Origin of the sequence: Bacillus sp. SA1-12, from assembly GCF_000981385.1 — a bacterium.
Taxonomy (GTDB): Bacteria; Bacillota; Bacilli; order Bacillales; family Bacillaceae; genus Metabacillus.
Window position 1 is genome coordinate 32,939 of the sequence record NZ_LATZ01000130.1, and the last position, 23,231, is coordinate 56,169.

Below are 23,231 nucleotides of genomic sequence, written 5' to 3' on the forward strand. Positions count from 1 at the left end.
AAGAAATGCCGGGACTTTCAAAGGTTATTTTGCAGCTCCGGATACTTTTTTTGCAACTTTGCGAGGGAATCTTGCAACTTTGAATACTTTTTTGCAACTTTGCGAGGTCATTGTGCAGCTCCAAATACTTTTTTTGCAACTTTCCGAGATCCTTTTGCAACTCCCGATACTTTTTTGCAACTCCCGATACTTTTTTGCAACTTTCCGAGATAATCTTGCAACTTTGAATACTTTTTTTGCAACTTTTCGAGATAATCTTGCAACTTCCGATACTTTTTTGCATCCGACAAATTTCGCTACTCTTTTTCTCCAGCAAGGCACAAAAAAAGAGCTAAAGCCTATTAGCTTTAACTCGTTTGTTTAATGTTCAACTTTCACTCGTTTAATAAAGAATGCACAGACTAATGCGAGAACGGCAGCGATCAATGCAAAAATAAAGCCGTCCTGAATTCCTGCAGTAAGGGAAGGAGCGATATTACTTGGATTTGTTGGATCTTGAACAGTTGCTAAATAATCCTTCTGTCCTGCAGACATAATGCTTACGGCAATTGCAGTTCCAATCGCACCTGCTACCTGCTGAAGAGTATTCATAATCGCCGTACCATCAGGATAATACTGTTTTGGTAATTCATTCAACCCATTTGTTTGAGCTGGCATCATCACCATCGCGATTCCGATCATTAAGAAGATATGAAGCAGCACGATAACAGCGATCGTTGATGTTGTTGTAACATTTGATAAAAACCATAAAACTGCCGCTGTCATGATTAACCCTGGAATGACAAGCCATTTCGGACCGTATTGATCGAACAATCTTCCCATAACAGGTGACAATAAACCATTGATGACTCCACCTGGCAGAAGAGTAAGACCGGCTACAAACGCAGTCAGCATCATGCCACCTTGTAAATACAATGGCAAAAGAAGCATTGATGACAAAATGACCATCATACAGATAAAAATAAGTATGACACCAAGGGTGAACATTGGATAGCGGAAAGCGCGCAAATTAATCATCGGCTGCTCCATCTTTAATTGACGCCAGCAAAATAGAATCAATGCAACAATGCCGGCAATTAAAAAGCTGATGACTTTCGGACTGCTCCAGCCTTCTGTCCCTTCTCCAGCACTGCTAAAACCAAAGACAACACCGCCAAAGCCGATTGTTGACAGCACAACAGATAACACATCAATTTTCGGCTTTGTTACTTCAGATACGTTCTCCATATAAAGGATACCTGCAAGTAAACCAATTCCTAAAAACGGCAGAGACAACCAAAAAATCCAGTGCCAAGATAAATTTTCAAGCACTAATCCGGAAAACGTCGGACCAACAGCCGGCGCAAACATGATAACAAGCCCGATCATTCCCATCGCTCCTCCGCGCTTTTCTGGAGGAATGATAAGCAAAATCGTGTTAAACATTAACGGCAAAAGCAAGGCCGTACCCATCGCTTGAAAAACACGTGCTACCATTAATACCTCAAAGCTAGGAGCCACCGCGGCAATAAAAGTGCCGATAATCGATAGAACCAAAGAGGTGATAAACAGCTGCCTCGTCGTAAACCATTGCAGCAAAAGTCCTGAAACTGGAACCAAGATACCTAATGTTAATAAATAACCAGTTGTTAACCATTGAACGGTGGCTGCAGTCGTATTAAACACTTCAATCAGCTGAGTCAACGCAATGTTTAAGGCCGTTTCACTAAATAAACCAATAAACCCGCTGATTAAAAATGCAGCCAAAATCGGAATCACCTTATACTCTTTATCCGCACTTTTAGGTGCAGATACTGTTGCACTTGCATTCACACACATTCTCCTCTCGTTATTTTACAAAAACCCCTCTATCTGTAAAAAAATGTTTTTTATACTGACCGGTCAATTATATTTGTGATAGCGCTTCACTGTCAATTTATAAGTACCCTTAAACTAAAAGTTCTATTAATGGTATATAACTCTTATGGACAAGGGATACTCGGCAACCTTCTGCAGCGGAATTCAACAAGGAAGCATCACATTAATAATAGCGTTAAGAAAAGCTTACTTAGTGCTACGTCGAATTCTCTTTTTTGCCAATTTATACTTTTTTAAAGTAAAAAAACGCTTGGGGTTTTTTCAAAGAAACCTCAAGCGTTCTACCCTTTTCATGTTATTGAAATAAAGCGCCCGTTCGCAAATGATGTCATCTCACTTACAATTCTGCGGTTGATATACAATTTGAACTGTTACGAATTTACACCCTCTGCTTGGCTGGCCTGTCTTTCGTGTATTTTTTTCATTGCAAATCTGGCAATCGGCTGAGCAATCAATAGCTCAATCCAAAAAGCCACACCAAAATTTCTAAACCAACTGTGAAAGAAGTGCTGAAAAGGCTCTAGACTTATTTGCTTCGTACCGATCCATGTGCCTATAATTGTTAAAAGCATAGATAAAACCGTAACATTCAATAAAGTATTTAATAAAACTCTGGCATTAAATCCATCTGTTTGTCCTGCAAACTTAGGCATTACTTTACCGACTAGCGGTCCCGCGACGACTTTCACTAACAAAACAACGATTATCCACATAAACGGAATAATCTTCAGCGTTTCTAAATAATTTTCTATACTGAAGCCGCGTTCCATCCCCATAATGATCTGGGGGATTGTATTTACTGAAATGATTGAAATAATCAATAGAAAGATCAAGCCTTCTTTTGAATTTTGAGGCAGTCTGGCTTCCTTGTGCATGTTGTCTTACCTCCGAAATGAAAATTTCAGATGGTAGACGTATCATGCGACATATATTTTTGGTATGTAAAACAAATACCAATATCTCTACACACTGATTTAATTATTATAGCAACTTTTCATAAAAATTTCTAAAGCATTTTTTAAATGTTTCTTTTCTTTTAGTTCATTTTTGCATAAAATGAACTTTATCTCGCGCATCTGAAAAGGTCTATTAATAAAAAAACAGACCATTTCCTTTGGTCTGCTTTTTTATATACCATTTTCTATATTTAACCACAAAAATGAATCCCTCTTACTCAACACCTCTTACTCGGTAAAGCGTAAAATCATCTAAACTTCCCCATGCACCAGCAGAAGCTTTTATGCTTGCCCCAATTGTAACTGTACCATCTATGACTAAGATCTCGCTGATTTCAGGATTGCTCCAATTTACCCAGCCATTAACAGAAGTGTCCATTTTATATTCTTTATCACTAGTAGAAGCATAGATAAACATGTCATCGTCCCCTGCATCCCCGCCTTGAAGAAACATGGCTAGCTTATAGTATCCAGGCTCTAAGCCAGTAATCGTCTGTTCTACTTGAAAATCGACAGCATCAGCTGAGTAAAAATGAAGCGAATAGTTCCCTGATTTGGCATCTGAAGCCTTTAGCTGAAAACTAGTATGATTGTAAGTGCCATTTTTATAGGTAACTTCCCACATGCTTCGGTCAGTGGACTCAAAGCTAGGATTGACCACATAGTTTCTTGGGCTTATTTGAAGTTTTGCGTTTACAGTTATTCCGCCTTCAACTACTCCTTCAATGACATAACTGCCAGCCCCATTGCTGATTGCTTGTTGCAGTGCATCGTTATCCCATGTAACCGCAGCGGTTCCTTCACTTCCATTATTGTAGATAACAGTTACGGTTTCTGGTAAAGAAATGTCCTCTCCAACAATACTGCTTATAGACAGATCTTTGACATCATCAACTTTTATTGGAGCAACTGCACCAGTATCAACATACTTAAAAACGTTCAAGGAAGACAAGGGCTTTCCATTAAAATCAAATAGCGCTTGATTGTCCACAGCACTTCCTCCATACCAATGCCCAGCGTCCTCAGGATCATATTCAGCGGCAAAACTAGTTGCCCATCCTGAGCCATCCTTTTCCCATTTCTTCATGTTCTGCTTCATTTTATTCGGCGGTCCTACCGGGATCCAGGCCGGTTCCCAATAGAATACACCAATCCCTGCCTCACCTACATTCACAACCGCTTCGATGACATCCCTGACAGCAGTTGCTTGTCCTTGAACAGTAATTGGGTAATTCAGCGTCTGGCCTGTTTCTTTTGGTGCAGTGTTGCCATGTCCATCTCCATCTTCCTCCGTATACGTATAAGAGGTTTCTGCAACCATCACTTTTTTACCATAAGTATCTGCGACATTCTTTAAAACGGACGTTAAATTTTCTAGTGTCCCATGCCAAAAAGGATAGTAAGAGCTTGCAAACACATCATAATCTACTTGATTTTCATCCAATGTTTTAGCAATCGTATCATATCTTCCTGCTTTCTCAGGGTTTGTAAAATGTAAAGCAACAAGAATATTTTGATCTACCTCTCTGATCGCTTTGCTGCCGGCTTTAAACAATTCACTCATTTTTGCCCAATCGGTTTCACCCACGAATCCACCTGTTGTTTCATTCCCAACCTGTACCATGCCAATGTCGATTCCCTCATCCAGCATCATTTGCAGGCTTTCATGTGTATATGTATAGAGTGCTACCTTTTTGTCTTCAAAGCTTAAACTTTTCCAAGCCTTTGGCGCCTGTTGTTTAGCCGGATCAGCCCAAAAGTCAGAATAATGGAAGTCCACGAGAAGCTTCATGCCATTTTTAGTCGCTCTTTTTCCGATCTCAATGGCTTTTTCTACATCGTTATTACCCCCGCCGTAACCTCGGCCTTTGGTATCATAGGGATCATTCCACACACGTACACGAATATAATTGACCCCTGCATCCCTCAATGTTTTAAAAATGTCCTGCTTTTTCCCTGATTCATTAGAAAATTTCACACCGCTTTCTTCTAATGCTAGAATGCTTGACACATCTACACCTTTAATAAATTCTTCGCTAATCCCATCCACTTTTTCAACAAAAATATCCGCCTCTACTGGTTCAGGCACTTTAGCACCACCTTCTTGATTCGCTGCAAATCCTATTTTGCCAGTTACACTAAATGTACTAATGATCACAATCAATGCCAATAAGATGGACGTTCCCCTTTTTCTCATAATCTCCTCACCTTTCCTCGTAATCTTTGAATCCCCTAAAAAACAGTAAGCGTTCTCAAATTTTATAAAGAAGACATCCATTCTGCTAACTAGAATGGATGCTCTCTCTATTCACTAACTAGTCATTTTGTTTCTCCACAATTCGAACTTCATATTGATCAAGGGTAACCTCGCCTTTCAATTGCTCCCCGGTCACCAAGTCTGTTACCACCGCTTCAAAGACAACCGGCTGTTTTTCTTCTGTAAAATTCATCACAAAAAGATAGTCCTTTTCCGCATCGCGTCTAACCTGAACAGATACACCTTGACAGTGCCTTACCGGTATATTTGCTTGTAACGATAACTCATTAATTAATTCATGGTAGAAATGCCGATGGAAGGAATCATCCAATCTCGCTCCAATATAATAGGTTTTACCTTGCTGATATGAATGGCTTGTAACAGCCGGTGTGTTGGCATAAAAATCTTCTTGATAGATGCCTTCTACCGTTGCAGAACCCACATCAATCACTGTCGCATAATCCCTCAATTGGTAGGTCTCGTTTTGATAGCGAACATAGTTTTTATCGTTTGGATACAAAGTATCAGTTTCAACTGGCTTCATGCCAAACATCTCTTGCAGATCCGTATGCCATCCGCTGGTATACGTTATATCATGCTCATTCACGATTCCGCTAATATACGTCATAACCAATGTGCCGCCGTTTGCGGCAAATGATTTTAAGCGGGCAATTGTTTCTTCACTTACTAAATAAAGCATTGGAACGATCAATAACTTGTACGCTGAAAAATCCTGCTCCTTCGTAATAACATCCACTGGAATATCCTGTTCCCAGAAGGTGCGGTAATGCTGCTGCAAGGTTTGCGGATAACGCTTCGTTTTCATTCCAAATCCTTGTGCATCATTGATCGCCCAATTGCTTTCCCAATCATAAAGGATCGCTACATCTGATGGACGATTTGTGCCAACTACGTCAGACAGCTTTTCTAATGTTTCTCCAACCTTAGCGACTTCTTTAAACACACGGTTTTCCGAGCTGTCATCATGATCGACAACCGCACCATGGAATTTCTCTGAAGATCCGCGTGATTTTCTCCATTGGAAGTAAAGGACACTGTCTGATCCATGGGCAATCATTTGCATCGATGACAGCAGGTGCATTCCTGGGCGCTTTGCTTTATTAACATCATGCCAGTTCACGCCGCTTGGTGTTGATTCCATTAATAAAAACGGCTGCTGCTTCAGGCTTCGGTACAAATCATTAATAAAGCCTACCTTCATCGCTAAGTCAGCGGTGCTTTCCCAATCATTGTGCCACGCTGGATACGCATCCCAGCTAATGACATCCAAATGCTTCGCAAATTTGCTGTAATCGAGTGATTGAAATGGTATTAAATCGAAAGTATCTGCCATGAAATTCGTTGTAATCGGGATATCTGGTGTTAATTCCCGCAAAGGAACAATTTCATTTTCATAGAAAGAAATCGTTTGATCTGTGACAAAGCGGCGCCAATCCAGATTTAAGCCATGCACGCCGCTTTCCCCGATCAGTGAAGGAGATTCGACCTGCGACCATTTACTGTACGTATGGCTCCAAAAAGGAGTCCACCAGGCTTCATTTAATGCATTTAAATCGTGATGATATTTTACTTTCAGCCAATCTCTGAACGCATCCTGACACTGTTCACAATGACATTCACCGCTATATTCGTTTGAAATATGCCACATGATTAAAGCCGGATGGTTTCCGTATCGTTCCGCTAACAAGCGGTTAATCTTCTGAGTTTTTTCACGATAAACCTTTGAGGTAAAGCAATGGTTATGTCTTCCGCCATGCAGCTGCTTTACCCTATTTTGATTGACACGCAAAACTTCTGGATACTGCTCCGATAACCAGGCAGGACGGGCCCCGCTTGGAGTCGCTAAGATAATGCGGCCATCATTTTTATAAATGTTGTCGAAGATTTCATCCAGCCATTCAAACGTATAAACTCCTTCCTCAGGCTCAAGCGCACTCCAAGCAAAGATGCCAACGGAAAACGCATTGGTGTGGGAAAGCTTCATCAATTTAAGATCATCTGCTAAAATATCAGGTCTGTCTAACCATTGATCAGGATTATAGTCTCCTCCGTGCAGCATAAATTTCGCTTTCGTAAGATAAGACTTTTCATGTTTTGACATAATACTCTCCTTCTATCCTCATGTTATCGATCAACTTTTTTAACCCTTCGTTCCACCTGCCGTTAATCCGGAAACAAAGTTCTTTTGTAACAAAATAAAGATAATGGCAATCGGAATACTGATTAAAATCGCACCAGCTGCAAAGGTCGTGTAGCTTGCTCCCATAACCTCATTTACCAGATTGTATAATCCGATTGGCAATGTATAAGATTCCGGTGTTCGCAAGATTGTTGATGACAACACAAAATCTCCAAGCGGGCCGGTAAAGCCATTCATGGCAACAACGGCGATCATCGGCTTTGATAACGGCATAATAATTTGCCAAAAGATCCGGTTATTGCTTGCACCGTCGATCTTGGCACTTTCGTCTAGTGCAATCGGGATCGAATCCATATAGCCTTTCATCAAATAGGTATTCATTGGAATTTGTCCGCCGATGTACAGCAGGATTAACAGCCAATGACTATTCATAAGCCCCAAAATCTGCGCTAAAACAAAGAGGGCGATTAACGCTGAAAATTGCGGAATCATTTGCAGCAATAAAAATAGGGTTAGCGCATTTTTTCTTCCTTTAAAGCGAAAACGAGAAAAGGCATATGCGGTAAAGGAAACGCTCAAAATTGTGCCAAGCATGGTGAATAAACTGATTTTTAAGGAGTTTACATACCACTGGCCATATTGCAGACTTTCCTTTCCGGCAAATAACTCTTTATAGTGATCCAATGTTGGATTTTCCGGAATAATCGATGTACTGATTAAACTGTTACCAGGATTAAAGCTTGCTCCAACCGTCCAAAGTAAGGGGTAAATGATGATTACCGTCATGAATAGCAATAATAAATACGAGAAAGAAAGCCGAATAAATTTCGCTCTCTTCATATCTGTCAGCATCGCTTAAGCCCCCTCTTTAAAAGAATTTGTCCGTCTGAACTGCCATAATGCGATCGCAATGACAAAGACAGATAACAAAATAGTTAGTGCTGCTGCTAAAGAATATTGACTTGATTGCATCGTCAATTTATAAATCCACGAAACTAAAATGTCGGTACCGCCAGCTGTCGATCCAGGTACAGCAGGACCACCGCCGTTGAATAGATAAATAATATTGAAGTTATTAAAGTTAAATGTAAACTGAGTAATGATGATCGGTGCCATCGCAATTAAAATCATCGGCATCGTAATATGCTTAAATTTTGCAAAAAACGAGGCGCCATCAATTGTCGCCGCTTCATAGAGATCCTCAGGAATCGATTGCAGAACCCCTGTGGTCACAAGGAAGATATATGGGAATCCCAACCATCCCTGCATAAGGATGAGCGCTAATTTCGTCCAGCCTGCATCTGTCATCCACGGTATCGGATCAATCCCAAATGCAGCTAAGATATCATTGTTAATTGCACCAAAGCTATCATTAAATAGCCCGGCAAAAATTAAAATTGTAACAAACCCCGGTACTGCCCAAGGCAACACGAGGATGGTCCGAAAGAACTTTTTAAACCGAATCTCTTTTTGATTAACCACAACAGCCAATAAAATACCTAGGGCGACTTGAAGCGAGGAAGCAACAAGTGTCCAAATTACCGTCCACCCTAATACATCAAAAAAGGTAGAACGCCAAATATCAACTGTGAAAATTTGCAAAAATGTATCGAAACCAACCCAGTCTGTTAAATTTGCAGGCGGAGAATGGTATAAATCATAGTTGGTAAAAGCTAAGGCAAAACTGAATAAGATTGGAAAAATAACAGCAAAAACTAGAATAAATAATGATGGACCACTTACAACATATGGATAGCCCTGAGAAATCAAATTATGGTACTGCTCCTTAAGAGAGCTTATCTCTTTCTTATCGTCCCGCATTTCCCCAGTTTTATAGGCATCCTTTAAATTCAAATAATAAACAGCAAGGCCAAAGCATGTCACAATGACTGCAATAATCCCCTCTGCCAATAAAAAAATGGAATTATCCCGCGGTACTTCTGTTCCAAGTGTAAAGAGTCCCCAAAAGCCCATATTTAAGAGATCTCCAAACACGATAAAAAACGCAGCACCAAGAATGATAAACATCAATCCCTTTACCCATTGCTTATTGTAAAATTGGCCGAGCCCTGGAATGATGGATAAAAGTAAGGCTATTTTACGATGTTGCATCTTTTTCACCTCTTTTTCGATACGATTCTTTAGCCCTTATAATAATGGTGTCAAGCCTACTAGAGCTGACACCACATTTCTTAAAGATGATTGCTTTTTAAAAATAAAGTTCTGTTAAACGGTCTTGATTTCCGCTTCAGGCGTTCGCTTTTTAGCAGTGGTCCGGGAGCCTCTCCTCAGCGCCATGCACTTTTGGGGCCTCCCCTGTACTGTTGCTCCTGTAGGAGTCTCGCACCTATCCGCTCCAATCAACAAAGTGCAGATTCCTATCAATCTACTAACCTTAAAGTTTTCGAAAACAGGGCTTATTTACCGCCGTGCTTAGCTTCTATTTGACCTTTAATGGTCTCTACCGCCTGATCTAGAGCTTGCTTCGGTTCGGCTTTTCCTGTTGCAATGGTTTGTAATGCTGCATCAGTTGGCAGCCATACTTCATTCATCTCAGGAATATTTGGCGTTAACACTGAGAACTGGGATTGCTCTGCAACCGCTTTTGCTGCTTCACTTTCCGTAACAACCGGATCATTTGCTAAAGCTTGGACAGCTGGAACCTCTTGTGTAATTTCATATCTCTTTTTCGAGTTTTCTTCGTTCGCTAAGAAAGCAACTAATTCCTCTGCTAAATCAGCATTTTTTGAATAAGAACTGACATTGTAGCTTTTTACACCAATGAATGAACTCATGTTTTTACCATTTGAAAGCTCAGGTAATTTTGTTACTCCGTAATTCACTCCTGCTTTTTTGAATGGTTCGATGTTCCACGGACCTGAAATGACAGCAGCAGCTTTTCCTTCTGTAAAGAGTGATTCTAATACGTTAATCCCTTGCTCCCCAACGATACCTGCCGGGAATAATCCTTCTTTATAGAACTTTTGAATAGATGCTGCGCCTTCAATCGCACCTTCATTATTTAATCCGATATCTGACGGATTATAGCTGCCATTCTCTTCTTGTGCAAAAATGTAGCCGCCATAACCGCTCATAACACTTTGCGCATAATAGATTTGATCAAATAACGCTAACAAACCGTAATTCTCACCTTTTGTTAATTCCTTAGAAAGCTCATACCACTCATCTAACGTTTTTGGTAATTGGTCTTCAGAAATAATGTCTTTATTATAGTAAAGCATGGTTGTTTCTACTGCTTTTGGCAATCCGTAAACTTTGTTATCAACTTTTTGCGATTGCATCGCAGCTTCTGTATAAAGACCTTGAATATCTTCGCTGACATTTAGTTCTTTAATTAACCCTTCTGTAACAGCGGTTCCAATTTGGTCACCAGGCATTGTCAACACATCAGGACCCGTACCAGCAGGGCCATCAAGACGCAAGTCTTCAATTTGTTTCGCATAAGGCTTCTCTACAACCTTTACAGTTACATCATGCTCTTCTTCAAATTTTGAAATCGCCTCTTCAATACCGGCAGATTTCTCTATATCTTCCCAAACGATTAATTCTTTCGTTTTCGTTGCTTCATTGACAGCCGAACCTTGTCCGCTGTCTTCCTGAGGTCCGCAGCCAACTAAAGCTAAACTTAATGCAAAACCACTTACTACTCCGAATAATTTTTTATAGCTCTTCATGGAAATACATCCTTTCAAATAAAATAACTGCAAGCGTTTTACTAAAAATAATATAGCACTCTGAAGAAAAGTTGTAAACAATTATTTTACCAATACAAGTAAAACTTTTTACGAAAAAGATAAAACCCAAGGAAAATAAGGGGGCAAAACGAGGATTTGCCATACTCAGTTAGCTGAAAACGCAAAAAAAATAACTCAGTTAAGCCCAAGTTATTTTTCTCTCACTATTTTAATTTGTACTCTTTCTAATAACCAATTCTGATCCGAGGTATAAAGTTTTCACGATTTTACGTTTTTTTACTACGCGTTCCAGCAATAACTCAATCGCATTTTTACAGATTTCATGCAGATCAATATGGAAGGTTGTTAAAGGCGGTGATACATATTTCGCAACACTAATATTATTGATGCTGATAATACTTACTCGATTCGGAATTGCAATGCCATTTTCATTCAATGCCTGAAGGCAGCCCACGGCGATCGGGTCAGCTGCTATAAAGAATGCAGTCGGTAACTCTTCACCTAAGTCTTTAATCGCCCTTTGCATCAGATGATAGCCATTCTCCACAGAAAACCCTCTATGAATAAAAAGATAATCTTCGTTTAAAAGACCCTTTTCCATCATATATTGACGGAAGGTTTGTTCCCGAATATCCATTTCATCTTCATCAGTGTTAGGGTTATGATAGGTTCCCCCAATCAACCCTATGTCACGATGTCCTTTTTCAATTAAAAAGTCAATTGTTTTTTTGGTGATTTGCGCCAGATTAGGCCTTACAGAATCAAAATGATCCGGGTCCGGCGTGTAATCAATAAAGACCCCATTGGCTGTTATTCCCCTTAGATAGGCTAATTCATTATCTGAAAACGAACCTACTGCAATAAATCCTTCTATGTTATCAGGAATTCTTGAAATACCTTCCGTAATTTTATAGGTTGTTAGCTCAACATTAAATTCTCCTGCCAGCTTTTCAATCTCTAAGCGCATCGTTTTAAAATAAACATCCTCTAATTCTTCCTTATCTGTCAGCCAGTATAAAAAAGCAATATTTTTCACTAAATGCCTGATCATCTTTTTTCTGTAATTTAGTCTATCAGCTACCTCATAAATTTTGTCCCTTGTCTCATCTGGTACAGAAAGGCTAAGATCATTATTTAAAACACGAGATACTGTAGAAATGGAAAACCCTGATGCCTCTGCAACATCTTTAATGGTCGCCATTCTCCCCACCTCCATCATTTATATCCTTTACTTTTCAACGAATATGCACAAGTAAAATATTTTACTAATATTTTTACCTAAATTTCCATAAATGTCAAGGGGAGAAAGGATTTTTCTGTAAATGAGAACAAAAGACTGCTTCCTTCACTTCGGCACTGGATGCTGAATCCTTACCACTAGTCGTTGTTCCGCCAGACGTTGAAAAGAATTTAATGTCACTTTCCATAAAGCATCCGCTACACGTTTCTGGTTATTTTAAAAGCTATTATTAATATGATCAACACGGTTACACTAAAACAGCTCATCAAGAGCGACACCTTAATTGTTGCTAGTTTCACACCATTTTTAATGATCAGGTAAAACTTAGCGATCAACCTTTATTCATCCAATTCTTTATAATGTTTTCTTGTACTAATGAAATGTGAGGCTAAATAGATAAAAATGTAGATTGGGAACGAATAAATCGATTTCCAATGATTAGGCTCGTATAAGTCGAGCCATTTAAAAATTGGCTCTCCAATAAAAGCTGCCCCAGATCCAAAGATAATTGCTTTAATGATTGGACTTCTATGCGGCTTGAATTGAATAAAAAACATCACTGTAACAGGAAGAACTGTTAGGTCCCAAGGTCCAAAGGCAGGAATGGTTGGAATCATTAATGCATAAGCATCTTCCATTTGCCTATGTACTTCTTCATTTTTCTTCAACTTATATTCACCACTTAGGTTCAAGGTCTTTTGAGTATTTAACGATTCTGCCCTGTATGTTGGAAAAATAGCTTTCTTAGCTTTCCTTATAAAGGAAGGCCAGGTTTTGCAACTTTATTTCACTTTACAAATCGGTATGTGAAAATAAAAAATTAGGAAGATCGCACACGAAAAACAACAGAGGATCCATGCTAATAATGGCTTTTATGATGAAGAATGATACCTATAAAAATAAAAAACCATACAATGAATGACCACCAAAAATCCCATCCATTGTGATAAGACAACAGATTTAATAATAAAAATAAACAAACAAGTCCAAAGGAAAATATAGCAGAATTGTTTAAACAAATGGGACGTATATGGATATTGCGAGAGAAAAACGACTACAATTAGGGGTATGTTCGTAAACGCGATAAAAAAGTCAGCTATCGTATGATTTGGTACTAAAAAAGCTTTACGGAAATACTAATGTGTGTTCATATGTAATGATCGTGATAAAGAAGTCTACACTAATCGCGAAAATGACTGTGGGATAGTCATTTTTCCAGTTTTTCCAAGCAGAAATAAGTAGAATGACCGTAAACAACAAGGAAAACAAATCGATAGCTTTTGTGGCATGATGTTCCTCCAAGAGAATCTTTTAACAAGATGTATTAAAAATTATGCCCCATTTTTAATAATAGCTATCATAAATTCCTAATACCTTCCTTCTTTAACTAGAAACACAACTCCTTGTGAACTCTGAAGATCTCCTTTTTACTTTTTCTCTCTATTACGTTTCATACAGTATTTCATCGGTAAGAGCTGAAGTTAAAAAATTTTGTTTCAAAGGTAAAAAATGTTAAACTATTGCTATCTTAATTATGGAGGATTAGTAATGGTGAATGTCTCAGATCTACGTAAACCTGGTTATGAAATATCCCCTCAATTTTTAAATCGATGGTCTCCGAGGTCTTTCTTGGAAAAGGATGTACCCGAGGATGTTCTTTTCAGTGTTTTCGAGGCCGCACGTTGGGCTCCATCCGCTTCGAACCAGCAACCATGGAATTTTATTATCGCCCGTACGAAAGAAGATCGTGAAAAATTTTATTCCTTTATCATGCAAGGAAACCTTGTTTGGTGTAAAAAAGCTCCTGTATTAGCTGTCATTATCTCAAAAACAACAACTGAGCGGGGATTTAACGCTTGGCATGCTTTTGATGCAGGTACAGCTTGGGGATATCTTGCTTTAGAAGCCAGCCGCAAAGGTTTAATCACCCACGCTATGGGAGGATTTGAAAAAGAGAGAGCACGTGAAGCTTTAAACGTACCTGATGGTTACGAACTTCATGCTGTTATCGCCATTGGCTATCAAGGTGAAAAGGATGTTCTGCCAGAGAATCTTCAGGAGCGTGAACAGCCAAGCACTCGCCGTCCATTGAACGAATCGCTTTTTGAAGGTAGTTTTAGGGAAGGTTCTTAACTAGTTATATTAGAAATTAAATCGTAAAAACACACCTTTGGTATTTCTTGGTGTGTTTTTACGCCTTTTAAGTACACTGCAAAATTAAATGAGTTCATTACATTAATAGTAAATACTTACAAGATAAAGACGACTGGTAATGTAATGCTCCAAGATCGGCTACTAACACAACCATTAATGATCGGTTATCTGTTGATTTTGCTTTACTTGATCCACTTTCTTTATTAAGCCAACGAAGCCTCTAATTGTAAACAAAGTAAAATTTACACTTCCAAACGTATGGAGCGGTGACCATTTTTTCCATTTAAATAATCTTGAATTTTCCTCTAAATACCATTGAGCAAAACTCATGGGAACACTAAAAATTAAGCTTTTTAAAAGGATTTTATCCAGACGATCGTTATAGGATATTTTCACCCAGATGACACTTAAAAGCGGAAAGAATAATACATCATAAATAATATTTGTTTTAAAGATTGTTGGAAAAGGGCGAACTGGATAGGAAACTCTTTTGGTTCCTACAACGTAAGCATCGACAAGAGTTGCCAGAACTCCTTTTGAGAAAAAAATGAGCAAATTTTCCCTCATTTTTGGACCTCTAAATAAAAATGGCAAAGAAATGAAACAAAGTACATTAAGCAAATTTAATAATTTTTTCTCCATAAAGGTACCAGCCTTTCAAACAGTAAAAATTTGATACCTTTAAAATTTCCTATTCTAAAAAGTTTTATCCTTCACTTTTCAAAACGCTTCTTGGATGCACTATATTGAATATCACATAAGCCCTATTCTTACTAAAAAATTCAACTATTAATGAATCGATAATAAATGACGATACCACTTTGCCGCTGCTTCAACTTCCTCAACTGTCAATTGATGACCTTTATTTTCCCAAAGAAGTTCCACATTGGCATTTGCATGTTCTAATAACGATTGCAATTCAGATGATTCCTGCGGTGAACAGATCGGATCATTTGTCCCAGCGGCAATAAATACAGACTTTCCTGACAAATCCGGAAGCTCAATGCCCCTTATTGGTACCATTGGATGGTGAAGAATGGCTCCCTTTAATGCTTCTTGGTAATGAAAAAATAAACTCGCAGCAATATTGGCACCGTTAGAATAACCAATAGCTATAATATTACCTCTGTCAAACTCATACTTTTCTGCTGCTACATCAAGAAACTCATTTAACTCCTTTGTCCGGAAAATAAGGTCTTCTTCATCAAACACTCCTTCTGCTAATCTGCGGAAGAATCGAGGCATCCCATTTTCCAATACATTCCCGCGAACGCTAAGAACGGAAGCCTCATCATCAATTCTTCCCGCAAGAGGTAAAAGATCTAATTCATTTCCCCCAGTACCATGCAGCAATAATAACGTTGGTTTTGTTTCATCTTTCCCCTTATTAAACAAATGCTTCATCATTTATCTCCCTCCAGAATGCGAGCTTCAACACTAGGTAAGGTTTCCTCTAATTCTTCTCGCTTTGATTCCAGCCAAGCTGGTAGCATTAGTTTCTTTCCAAGCTCGGAGACTGGCTCATCAACGGAAAAGCCTGGCGGATTGGTCGCTATTTCGAAAAGGATCCCCCCTTGTTCATGGAAATACACCGCTTTGAAATAATTTCGATCACGTATTTCAGTTGGATAAAATTCCTTGTTCTGAAGAAGTGCCCTCCATCTATTAAGTTCTTCTTCATCCTTTGCCCTCCATGCGATATGGTGAACTGTTCCTGCACCCATTAGACCTCGAACCGAAGGAGTAAGCTTAATATCAATGATATTTCCAACATTCCCTTCAGATCTAAACCTTAGAAAGCCCTCTTGATCACCAATGCAATCAAGTCCCAAGATATTTTCCAGCACATCTGCCGTCTTATTAGGTTGTGCTGATATTAAGGTAGCTCCCGCAAAACCTTTAATGGCATGCTCTGCTTGAATCCCCCCAAATGACCAAAGATTGATTGGTCCTTCATTTCGTTCTATAAGTTCAAGCTGGAGCCCATCAGGATCAGGAAATTGTATATTTTGTTCACCAAAGCGTTCAGAAGAGCGAAATTCAATGCCGAATGTTTGTAAACGTTGTTTCCAGAAATCAATTGAACCTGCTGGAATCATAAAGCTAATAACACCGACCTGACCGGTTCCAATTCTGCCCTTTAACTGCTTAGCCCATGGAAAAAATGTGATTACAGTCCCTGGTTCGCCAGTTTCATTGCCAAAATAGAGATGATACACTTCAGGACGATCAAAATTGATCGTCTTTTTGACAAGTCTTAACCCAAGAATACCGGCATAAAAGTCAATATTTCTTTGGGCATCGTTCACCATCGCTGTTATATGATGAATACCTGTTGTTTTTTGCAACCCTATCTTCTCCATTCTTTTCATTATTTCGAATCACGACATTACTTAGGACGATCTATGGAAAACATCTCTCCTATTTTCGCATAATTTGTACCAGCTAATCGGCTCACAGCAGCTAAGCCTCTTGGATCAATTCTTCCATTTTCATAAATAGTCTCTTCAATATGGAACTGAACGACTTTTCCGATGATAAGGTCACAGCCAGTTGTATCCGAATCTCCCAATTCTAAAGATTGTTCCAGGATGCATTCCATACGGATTTTTGCCTCTTTTACTCCCGGGACTGAAATTTTCTCACTTTCAACTGGAGTGAATGCTGCTAATTCGATTTCACTTTGCTCAGGAGGCAGACTTGCAGCTGTTTGATTTACTTTTTCAACATTTTGTTCATCAACGATATGAATGACAAACTCTTTTGAATCAATGATGTTTCTCGCTGTGTCCTTTTGTCTTCCCGCTGACCTTTGAATCGATACCGAAATCATCGGCGGGTTTGATGAGACAATATTAAAGTAGCTGAATGGCGCTCCATTTAAAACGCCATTCTTTGAACGTGTAGTAACAAAAGCAATCGGTCTGGGGATGATGCTGCCTATTAGAAACTTATAATTTTCTCTTTCAGTATTTTTAGCAGGATCTATTGATAGCAAAGAAATCATTCCTTTACGAAAAAATTATTGCAATTCTCTTACCTCAAAAGGTAATAAACTTTTTTCAATTTGCCCTCTAAACTGTTCATACTGCTCAGGCAACATTAATTTTCCACCCATCGTAGCTTCGGATTCATCATGGGCAAAACCTGGAGGATCTGTTGCAATTTCAAAGAGAATTTCTCCATGTTCTCTGAAGTAAATGGCATTAAAATAGTTTCGATCTTGTACAGGAGTTACTCCATACCCATTCTCTGCTACATATTCTTGCCATTCTAATTGGTCTTGATCATCCATAGCCCGCCATGCAATGTGGTGTACAGTTCCTACTCCCATCGTCCCGCGTCCAATTGGAGTTAATTTTAGATCAATAATATTTCCAATATCCGCTAAAGAACGGTAACGGGTGAAGTCCCCTTCCTTGCCGACAAATTCTAATCCCATAATGTTTTCCAACAGTTCAGCAGTTTTTTCAGGCTGTGCCGATAATAAAGTAGCACCGCCAAAGCCTTTAATTGCTACCTCAGGTGTTATTCTTCCAAAGGTCCATGTATTTCCTTCTCCCTCTTCCCTTTCAACAATTTCCAAGTGAAGCCCATGAGTGTCATCAAATTCCAAGTACTCCTCGCCGAAGCGCTCCATGACAGTAAAAGGAATGTTGAACGATTCCAGCCTATTTTTCCAGAACTCCATGGCTCCTTTAGGAACAACATATGAAGTGACGCCTACTTGACCGTCTCCTATCGTACCTTGACGAGCCCCTGCCCAAGGAAAAAATGTAATGATTGTTCCAGGTTTTCCTCCTTTATCACCAAAATAAAGATGGTATGTGCCTGGGTCATCAAAATTAACCGTTTGTTTCACTAAACGCAGACCTAAAATACCTGCATAGAAATCAACATTCTCTTGAGGATGACCGACAATGGCTGTTATATGGTGAATACCCATCGTTTTTTTGTTCATGATATCCGCTCCTTTTATCTTTCATTAGATTCTTTATAAGGTACAATTCGCTTACCGGCTTAGAATACCCTCTTTGTTTTCAACTATCGCTTGAGAAATAAATTGTCGCTTTTGCTAGTTCATTGAAAATATCTCGGTTTCGAGATATATTAAAATAAAAATGCATCTACACTGTATTGACCAGCGCCTATTAAAGCTATTCCAATTGCAATCGTAAGCAAGGTTAGGTTATATTCGTATCCATTTGCTGTTGCCCATAATCCGTTTTGACCATGCACTTTCACAATTGCCATCACCATAGTTCCCGCAATCATAATACCTGCAAGCGGGGTTAAGAGTCCTAGAGCGAATAAAATTCCGCCAATTAGTTCTGCTAATCCTGCGAAAAGAGCCATCGTTACGCCTGGCTTCATGCCAATTGATTCAAACCAGCCGCCAGTTCCTTTTAAGCCATAACCTCCAAACCAGCCAAATAACTTCTGAGCACCGTGACCAATGAATAATACACCTATTACCAATCTAATTATTAATAATCCAATATCAATCATTTTCATTCCTCCTAATTTGTTTTATCTCGAATTCGAGATATATAATTATAAAAAATAATACCATATTGCTTTTAAACTACATTTCATTCTCATTTAGCATTTTATTTATGACGAAAAATTCGTTTGGGACATTTCGTTCCAGTTGGGTCTTGCTTATTAGCCATCTCCTAAATATTACGAATTAAAACATCTTGAATACAAGATAATAATAATCTAATTATTTCTTATTGTCAACAACATTTTTCAAAAAACTTTAATAAAGGTATTTCATTCATCACAAGCAGGAAAAAGTACTTAATCTGCTAAGATTAAGTACTTACCTATTCGACCCCGTCTTTATAATTTTTCTCCCAATTTTTATCACCGATATGTTCTATGTCTTCTGTCGTCTTTTCTAATTCTGTAAGAATGACTTGTTTTACTTCATTTATGGTTTCAAAGAATGTTCTTTCTTCTGCTGGATTTGGTTTAATTTTTGCAGTGGAACTTACCCCCATCAGCCTTCTGTGTTCCTCAATTAGCTTATCAAATGCCTCAAATATATGCCGAGTTAACACGGCAATATCTTTGTGCCCTTCTGGAAGATTGTCTTTTAGGTTTTCAATTCGGTTATACATTTTTCAAATCCCCTTTTTTTAGATATGACTTAGTTTCGCCTATTCATTTTAATCCATTCGGCTTACCTGCATTTTTATTAGAATGATTCATTAGCATTTCATTCCCTAAAAAGTCATATTCAAAAGCGTTGCTGTTAAATGAAATAGGTAAACATACTGGAGGTAGTTAATGCAATTTCAAAGAGAATATTAAAAAACATTTAATAAACGAATCGGTTAGATAAACTTCTCCAGTCCAACGAAGGCGCGATTAGGTTCTTTAAAAGCAATAATCCCCGCTTCGTTGGAATCTTGAAGCGGGAATTACTTTCTTAATGATTGAGTTAAAAAGATAACGCTAAAGAGGTTGGCACGATAAAGGTATATCTTAAACTGCTTCCGTCTCCCATTTCTTCTCGTCCTGGACAAATAAAATTCCAAGTTCATGGTGTTCGCCATCATATAGCGCCCGTTGAACAAAGCGGATTTCTCCGTTAAGGTCAATGACTTCAAGTTTACAGAACGCACCATTTTTTTGCAGGGATTGATAAAATTCTTCAACCGTTTTTACACTTTCGCCATTTACCTTCATCACCATTTCGCCGACCAGGAGATTCATTTTTTCAGCCGGTGATTGAGGAAGGATCCCAAGAATCATCAGGCCTTTATCTCGTTTTGAAAAGAAGAAAGCGGCGGAATCGTCATTGATCCGCTGACGAATGGTAATAAATTCACGCCCGGCGATCGCTATGATTAAGGCAAGAAAGGCAGCAACTGTAAACCAAATGCTGACCATCGAAACGACAAGTGTCATAACGCCCAGCAAAATGACGCGTTTTCCAGTAACTTTAATGCTTTCCTGCGGAAGCGAACCTTGTACACGCTGATGAAAGCCGATGAAAAATGGAACAAACATGAACAGGAAAGTTTCTCCATTTATCGTTAAGACAGGCCACCATGGCAATGATGAGGTAAGCGTGCCGCCTGGTACAAGAAACAGCAATGGCAGCATCCATGTGCGATTTGCTTCATGGGTACCAATTGGCAACCCCCTTGTACTTGTTTTTATAAATGGTGATGTATGTTTATGTGCCGTACGCTGAATTAAGATGCCTTCTGCGATGATCATAAGACCTGCTAATAGACTAAGTGACGCATAATTTGTTTCGTTTATTCCTACAAAAAAAGCCTCAATCGTGTCAGCTTGTCCACTTGAGATGATGACCACGCCCATAAGGGTGATGCCAATCGAATATGCAGGCGAAAGCCACCGCATTCGACATGTTAACCCCAGAACAGCTGTAACAATTGTTAACAAAACAATGGTGCCAAAGGGCAAGCTCAAGCCTATCCCAAATAGAGCGACAGATGCTATGGCTCCAACGATTAAACCCTTTGTGTAAGTGAATTTCATCTCATCATAGATGTCATGAACACGAATATGAAAAGACTTCCTTTCACGTTTTATCCGAATAGAACCGTAAGCTAATGTTAAGAGGAAGAACAAATAAAAGAGTGGATGAATAAAGAAGCGTCCAACAGCCCAAAGCAACTCAAGCAACCAATTATCAATCAAAACAGAACCCCACCTTACTGTTTCTACGCATATCTATAGGTTACTCATATTTTACCATCTCAATGAGCAATTGAGTATGCTTATTTTAAGTTGTTCCATAGACTCATATTTGATAGTGAAAAATCACTTAATGAGCTGTCAACTTCTATCTGTAATAGATCCTCGATCATTTGCATCGATTTTTTTATATCTGTTAAACTAAGCGAAAGCCGTTTATGATTATTAATTAAATAGGAAAAGTACTCTTGAACACATGCTTTATCAATCTGGTCAATTTCTTTAATGGACGTATAATTTGCTAAATACATACAAAATAATCGAATCCACTTGTTGAAGCTCGCATAGGATTGAGCCTCCGTATGTTTTTCGCTCAACTCTGATAACAAACCTTGATATACCTGTTCCTTCTGGTAACTGGACTTTTTCATCCTTATCCCCCCGTTCTTCTCCTTTTATAAGTACATCTTTTTCTATTTTACTGCCATTATACTTGGGCCTCTTACTACCTATCATCATTGCATCTAGTGCATCAGCATCATAACTCTTACGCTTATATTATTTCGAAATCAAATGTTTTTTTACGTCCTTACACAAAAACAAAGTTAATGGGGACAGTCCCCTGCCGCTTTTATGCAGCGGGGGACTGTCCCCAACTTTCATTCATTGAATAATGCCTTTATGCCCATTTTTAATTGGAGGTCATTTTTTTCATTTTCTTTGTATTCTTTAATCTTTTGATTCAGTGTATTTGCAGTCTGCTGATCAATTTTTCCGCTGATCGCCAGTTCATTTTCTTCTTGGAATTCTTTTACCGCAGCTGCTGTTTCCTTGCTGTAATAGCCATCTTCTCTGCCTGGTTCAAAGCCAAGTCCCTTTAGAATGATCTGGGCAGTTTTCACTTGTCCGTTATTCATGTCAGGCTCTAAGCTTTCCTTCACCTGAACCGGGCTTGCCTGAAAGACCTCTGGCTGCTCTACCTTTATAGTCGGCTTAACACCCTTTTTATGAATCCAATTTCCATCAGGTGTTAACCATTTATAAAGCGTTAGTTTGATATTGCTGCCGTCACCCATTGGCACCGCCTGCTGAACAGTTCCTTTGCCAAATGAGGTCACACCGACGAGATCATAGCCGGAAGCCTCTTTTAATGCTCCGGCAAGGATTTCCGAAGCAGATGCACTGCCTTTATCAATTAACACGGTGACTGGATACTCCTTTTTCTTTGATAAGGTCGAAAAGTAACGCTTTTTATCACCGCTGCGCTCTTCAATTTGAATATATGGATGATCCTTTGTCACAAATTGCTTGAGGATTTCCTCAACACTTTGCAGATACCCCCCGGGATTTCCGCGGACATCTAAAACCAGACCTTCCATATCATCCTTTTCAAGCTTAGCCAAGGTCTTTTCAAAATCCTTTGCAGTGTTCTCGGAGAACGAGGTAATTTGAATATACCCTACCTTTTTCCCTTCATACTCCTTCATGGAGCCAAAAACTGTTTCAAGCGGAATTTCATCACGAACCACAGTAAAGGTTAGCTTTTCACGAGAATTCGGCCGAATAACTTCTATCGCGACCTTTGTTCCCTTTTTGCCGCGGATCTTTAACACCGTTTGATGCAGATCAAGTCCTTCAACACTTTCTCCGTTTATACTGACAATCTGATCATTCGGCTGCAGACCTGCTTTTTCAGCAGGAGAACCTTTAAACGGAGCAACAATGGTGACACGGTCGTTTTTCATTCCAACCTCTGCACCAATCCCTTCAAAAGAGGAATCAAGGGATTGGGAGAATTGCTGTGCCGTTTCTTTGTCCATATACACAGAATATGGATCATCTAACGTGGAGAGCATCCCCTGGATCGCACCTTCTAACAGCTCTTTCTCATCGACCTCTTCGACATACTTTGTAGAAATCAGCTCAAGCGCCTGCTTAAACTTATCAAACCCCTCAATTTCTGAAGCATCATCCTCTACACGCAAGATATCCCCCATTGCCGGGACTGCTTCAGCTTGTTGTGGAGGAGCCTCATGACCCATTTCTATGTACTCCATACCTACATACATTCCACCTGCGCCAACTACTAATGCTAGTACGACTAACAATGCGGTTAATTTCTGATTCATCATGTACCTCCTCTTTCCAGCGTAGCCAGGTTTATGCAAAACAGCTTTAGATTAAACTTTTTTTAGTATATGCGGAGCTTGTA

At 39.1% G+C, this 23,231-nt stretch carries 20 protein-coding genes; 1 reads left to right on the plus strand and 19 read right to left on the minus strand.

Annotated features, from left to right (window positions below; genetic code table 11):
* Nucleotides 1-360 precede the first annotated feature (360 nt).
* The 9 genes from WQ54_RS26910 to WQ54_RS26950 form a co-directional block, all read right to left on the minus strand.
* The gene (locus WQ54_RS26910) at nucleotides 361-1,812 is read right to left on the minus strand and encodes a DHA2 family efflux MFS transporter permease subunit (RefSeq protein WP_231597663.1); all 1,452 of its coding nucleotides are present in this window, start codon (nucleotides 1,810-1,812) and stop codon (nucleotides 361-363) included.
* Between the two features lie 416 nt (nucleotides 1,813-2,228).
* Complete coding sequence (locus WQ54_RS26915) at nucleotides 2,229-2,732, minus strand: hypothetical protein (RefSeq protein WP_046589165.1); 504 nt, start codon at nucleotides 2,730-2,732, stop codon at nucleotides 2,229-2,231.
* A gap of 295 nt (nucleotides 2,733-3,027) precedes the next feature.
* Nucleotides 3,028-5,010 carry a glycosyl hydrolase 53 family protein gene (locus WQ54_RS26920; RefSeq protein WP_084822349.1) on the minus strand — a complete coding sequence of 661 codons (1,983 nt, stop codon included), beginning with the start codon at nucleotides 5,008-5,010 and terminating at the stop codon, nucleotides 3,028-3,030.
* A 118-nt stretch (nucleotides 5,011-5,128) separates the two neighbouring features.
* Nucleotides 5,129-7,195: a beta-galactosidase gene (locus WQ54_RS26925; RefSeq protein ID WP_156178178.1), complete on the minus strand. Its 2,067-nt coding sequence runs from the start codon at nucleotides 7,193-7,195 to the stop codon at nucleotides 5,129-5,131.
* 36 nt (nucleotides 7,196-7,231) lie between these two features.
* The gene (locus tag WQ54_RS26930; protein WP_156178180.1) at nucleotides 7,232-8,083 is read right to left on the minus strand and encodes a sugar ABC transporter permease; all 852 of its coding nucleotides are present in this window, start codon (nucleotides 8,081-8,083) and stop codon (nucleotides 7,232-7,234) included.
* A gap of 3 nt (nucleotides 8,084-8,086) precedes the next feature.
* Entirely contained in the window at nucleotides 8,087-9,343 is a 1,257-nt protein-coding gene (locus WQ54_RS26935) for a carbohydrate ABC transporter permease (RefSeq protein WP_046589169.1), read from the minus strand.
* A gap of 305 nt (nucleotides 9,344-9,648) precedes the next feature.
* Nucleotides 9,649-10,926 carry an extracellular solute-binding protein gene (locus tag WQ54_RS26940; RefSeq protein ID WP_046589171.1) on the minus strand — a complete coding sequence of 426 codons (1,278 nt, stop codon included), beginning with the start codon at nucleotides 10,924-10,926 and terminating at the stop codon, nucleotides 9,649-9,651.
* Nucleotides 10,927-11,155: 229 nt separating this feature from the next.
* On the minus strand, nucleotides 11,156-12,148 hold the full coding sequence (locus tag WQ54_RS26945) for a LacI family DNA-binding transcriptional regulator (RefSeq protein ID WP_046589173.1): 993 nt from the start codon (nucleotides 12,146-12,148) through the stop codon (nucleotides 11,156-11,158).
* 377 nt (nucleotides 12,149-12,525) lie between these two features.
* Complete coding sequence (locus WQ54_RS26950; RefSeq protein ID WP_052737995.1) at nucleotides 12,526-12,855, minus strand: CBO0543 family protein; 330 nt, start codon at nucleotides 12,853-12,855, stop codon at nucleotides 12,526-12,528.
* 880 nt (nucleotides 12,856-13,735) lie between these two features.
* On the opposite strand from WQ54_RS26950, the gene WQ54_RS26955 reads away from it, so the two are divergent.
* Complete coding sequence (locus WQ54_RS26955; protein ID WP_046589175.1) at nucleotides 13,736-14,320, plus strand: nitroreductase family protein; 585 nt, start codon at nucleotides 13,736-13,738, stop codon at nucleotides 14,318-14,320.
* 174 nt (nucleotides 14,321-14,494) lie between these two features.
* Here WQ54_RS26955 and WQ54_RS26960 read toward each other — a convergent pair whose 3' ends face one another.
* The 10 genes from WQ54_RS26960 to WQ54_RS27005 form a co-directional block, all read right to left on the minus strand.
* Nucleotides 14,495-14,908, minus strand: coding sequence for a CBO0543 family protein (locus tag WQ54_RS26960; RefSeq protein ID WP_331435271.1), 414 nt, complete (start codon nucleotides 14,906-14,908; stop codon nucleotides 14,495-14,497).
* Between the two features lie 222 nt (nucleotides 14,909-15,130).
* The gene (locus WQ54_RS26965) at nucleotides 15,131-15,745 is read right to left on the minus strand and encodes an alpha/beta hydrolase (RefSeq protein WP_046589348.1); all 615 of its coding nucleotides are present in this window, start codon (nucleotides 15,743-15,745) and stop codon (nucleotides 15,131-15,133) included.
* Nucleotides 15,745-16,689 (minus strand): ring-cleaving dioxygenase, encoded by a 945-nt coding sequence (locus WQ54_RS26970; RefSeq protein WP_156178182.1) that lies wholly within the window; start codon nucleotides 16,687-16,689, stop codon nucleotides 15,745-15,747. The genes WQ54_RS26965 and WQ54_RS26970 overlap by 1 nt, the downstream gene beginning before the upstream one ends.
* A gap of 41 nt (nucleotides 16,690-16,730) precedes the next feature.
* A complete protein-coding gene (locus tag WQ54_RS26975) occupies nucleotides 16,731-17,339 on the minus strand; it encodes a flavin reductase family protein (protein WP_046589178.1) in 609 nt (202 codons plus the stop codon).
* 24 nt (nucleotides 17,340-17,363) lie between these two features.
* Nucleotides 17,364-18,302 (minus strand): ring-cleaving dioxygenase, encoded by a 939-nt coding sequence (locus tag WQ54_RS26980; protein ID WP_046589180.1) that lies wholly within the window; start codon nucleotides 18,300-18,302, stop codon nucleotides 17,364-17,366.
* Nucleotides 18,303-18,451: 149 nt separating this feature from the next.
* Nucleotides 18,452-18,850: a DoxX family protein gene (locus WQ54_RS26985; RefSeq protein ID WP_046589182.1), complete on the minus strand. Its 399-nt coding sequence runs from the start codon at nucleotides 18,848-18,850 to the stop codon at nucleotides 18,452-18,454.
* Between the two features lie 320 nt (nucleotides 18,851-19,170).
* On the minus strand, nucleotides 19,171-19,467 hold the full coding sequence (locus WQ54_RS26990) for a hypothetical protein (protein ID WP_046589184.1): 297 nt from the start codon (nucleotides 19,465-19,467) through the stop codon (nucleotides 19,171-19,173).
* A gap of 367 nt (nucleotides 19,468-19,834) precedes the next feature.
* Nucleotides 19,835-21,022, minus strand: a complete 1,188-nt coding sequence (locus tag WQ54_RS26995) for a PDZ domain-containing protein (RefSeq protein WP_046589186.1) — start codon at nucleotides 21,020-21,022, stop codon at nucleotides 19,835-19,837.
* A gap of 80 nt (nucleotides 21,023-21,102) precedes the next feature.
* On the minus strand, nucleotides 21,103-21,450 hold the full coding sequence (locus WQ54_RS27000; RefSeq protein WP_046589189.1) for a swarming motility protein SwrAA: 348 nt from the start codon (nucleotides 21,448-21,450) through the stop codon (nucleotides 21,103-21,105).
* 228 nt (nucleotides 21,451-21,678) lie between these two features.
* Complete coding sequence (locus WQ54_RS27005) at nucleotides 21,679-23,148, minus strand: S41 family peptidase (RefSeq protein WP_046589191.1); 1,470 nt, start codon at nucleotides 23,146-23,148, stop codon at nucleotides 21,679-21,681.
* Nucleotides 23,149-23,231: the final 83 nt, after the last annotated feature.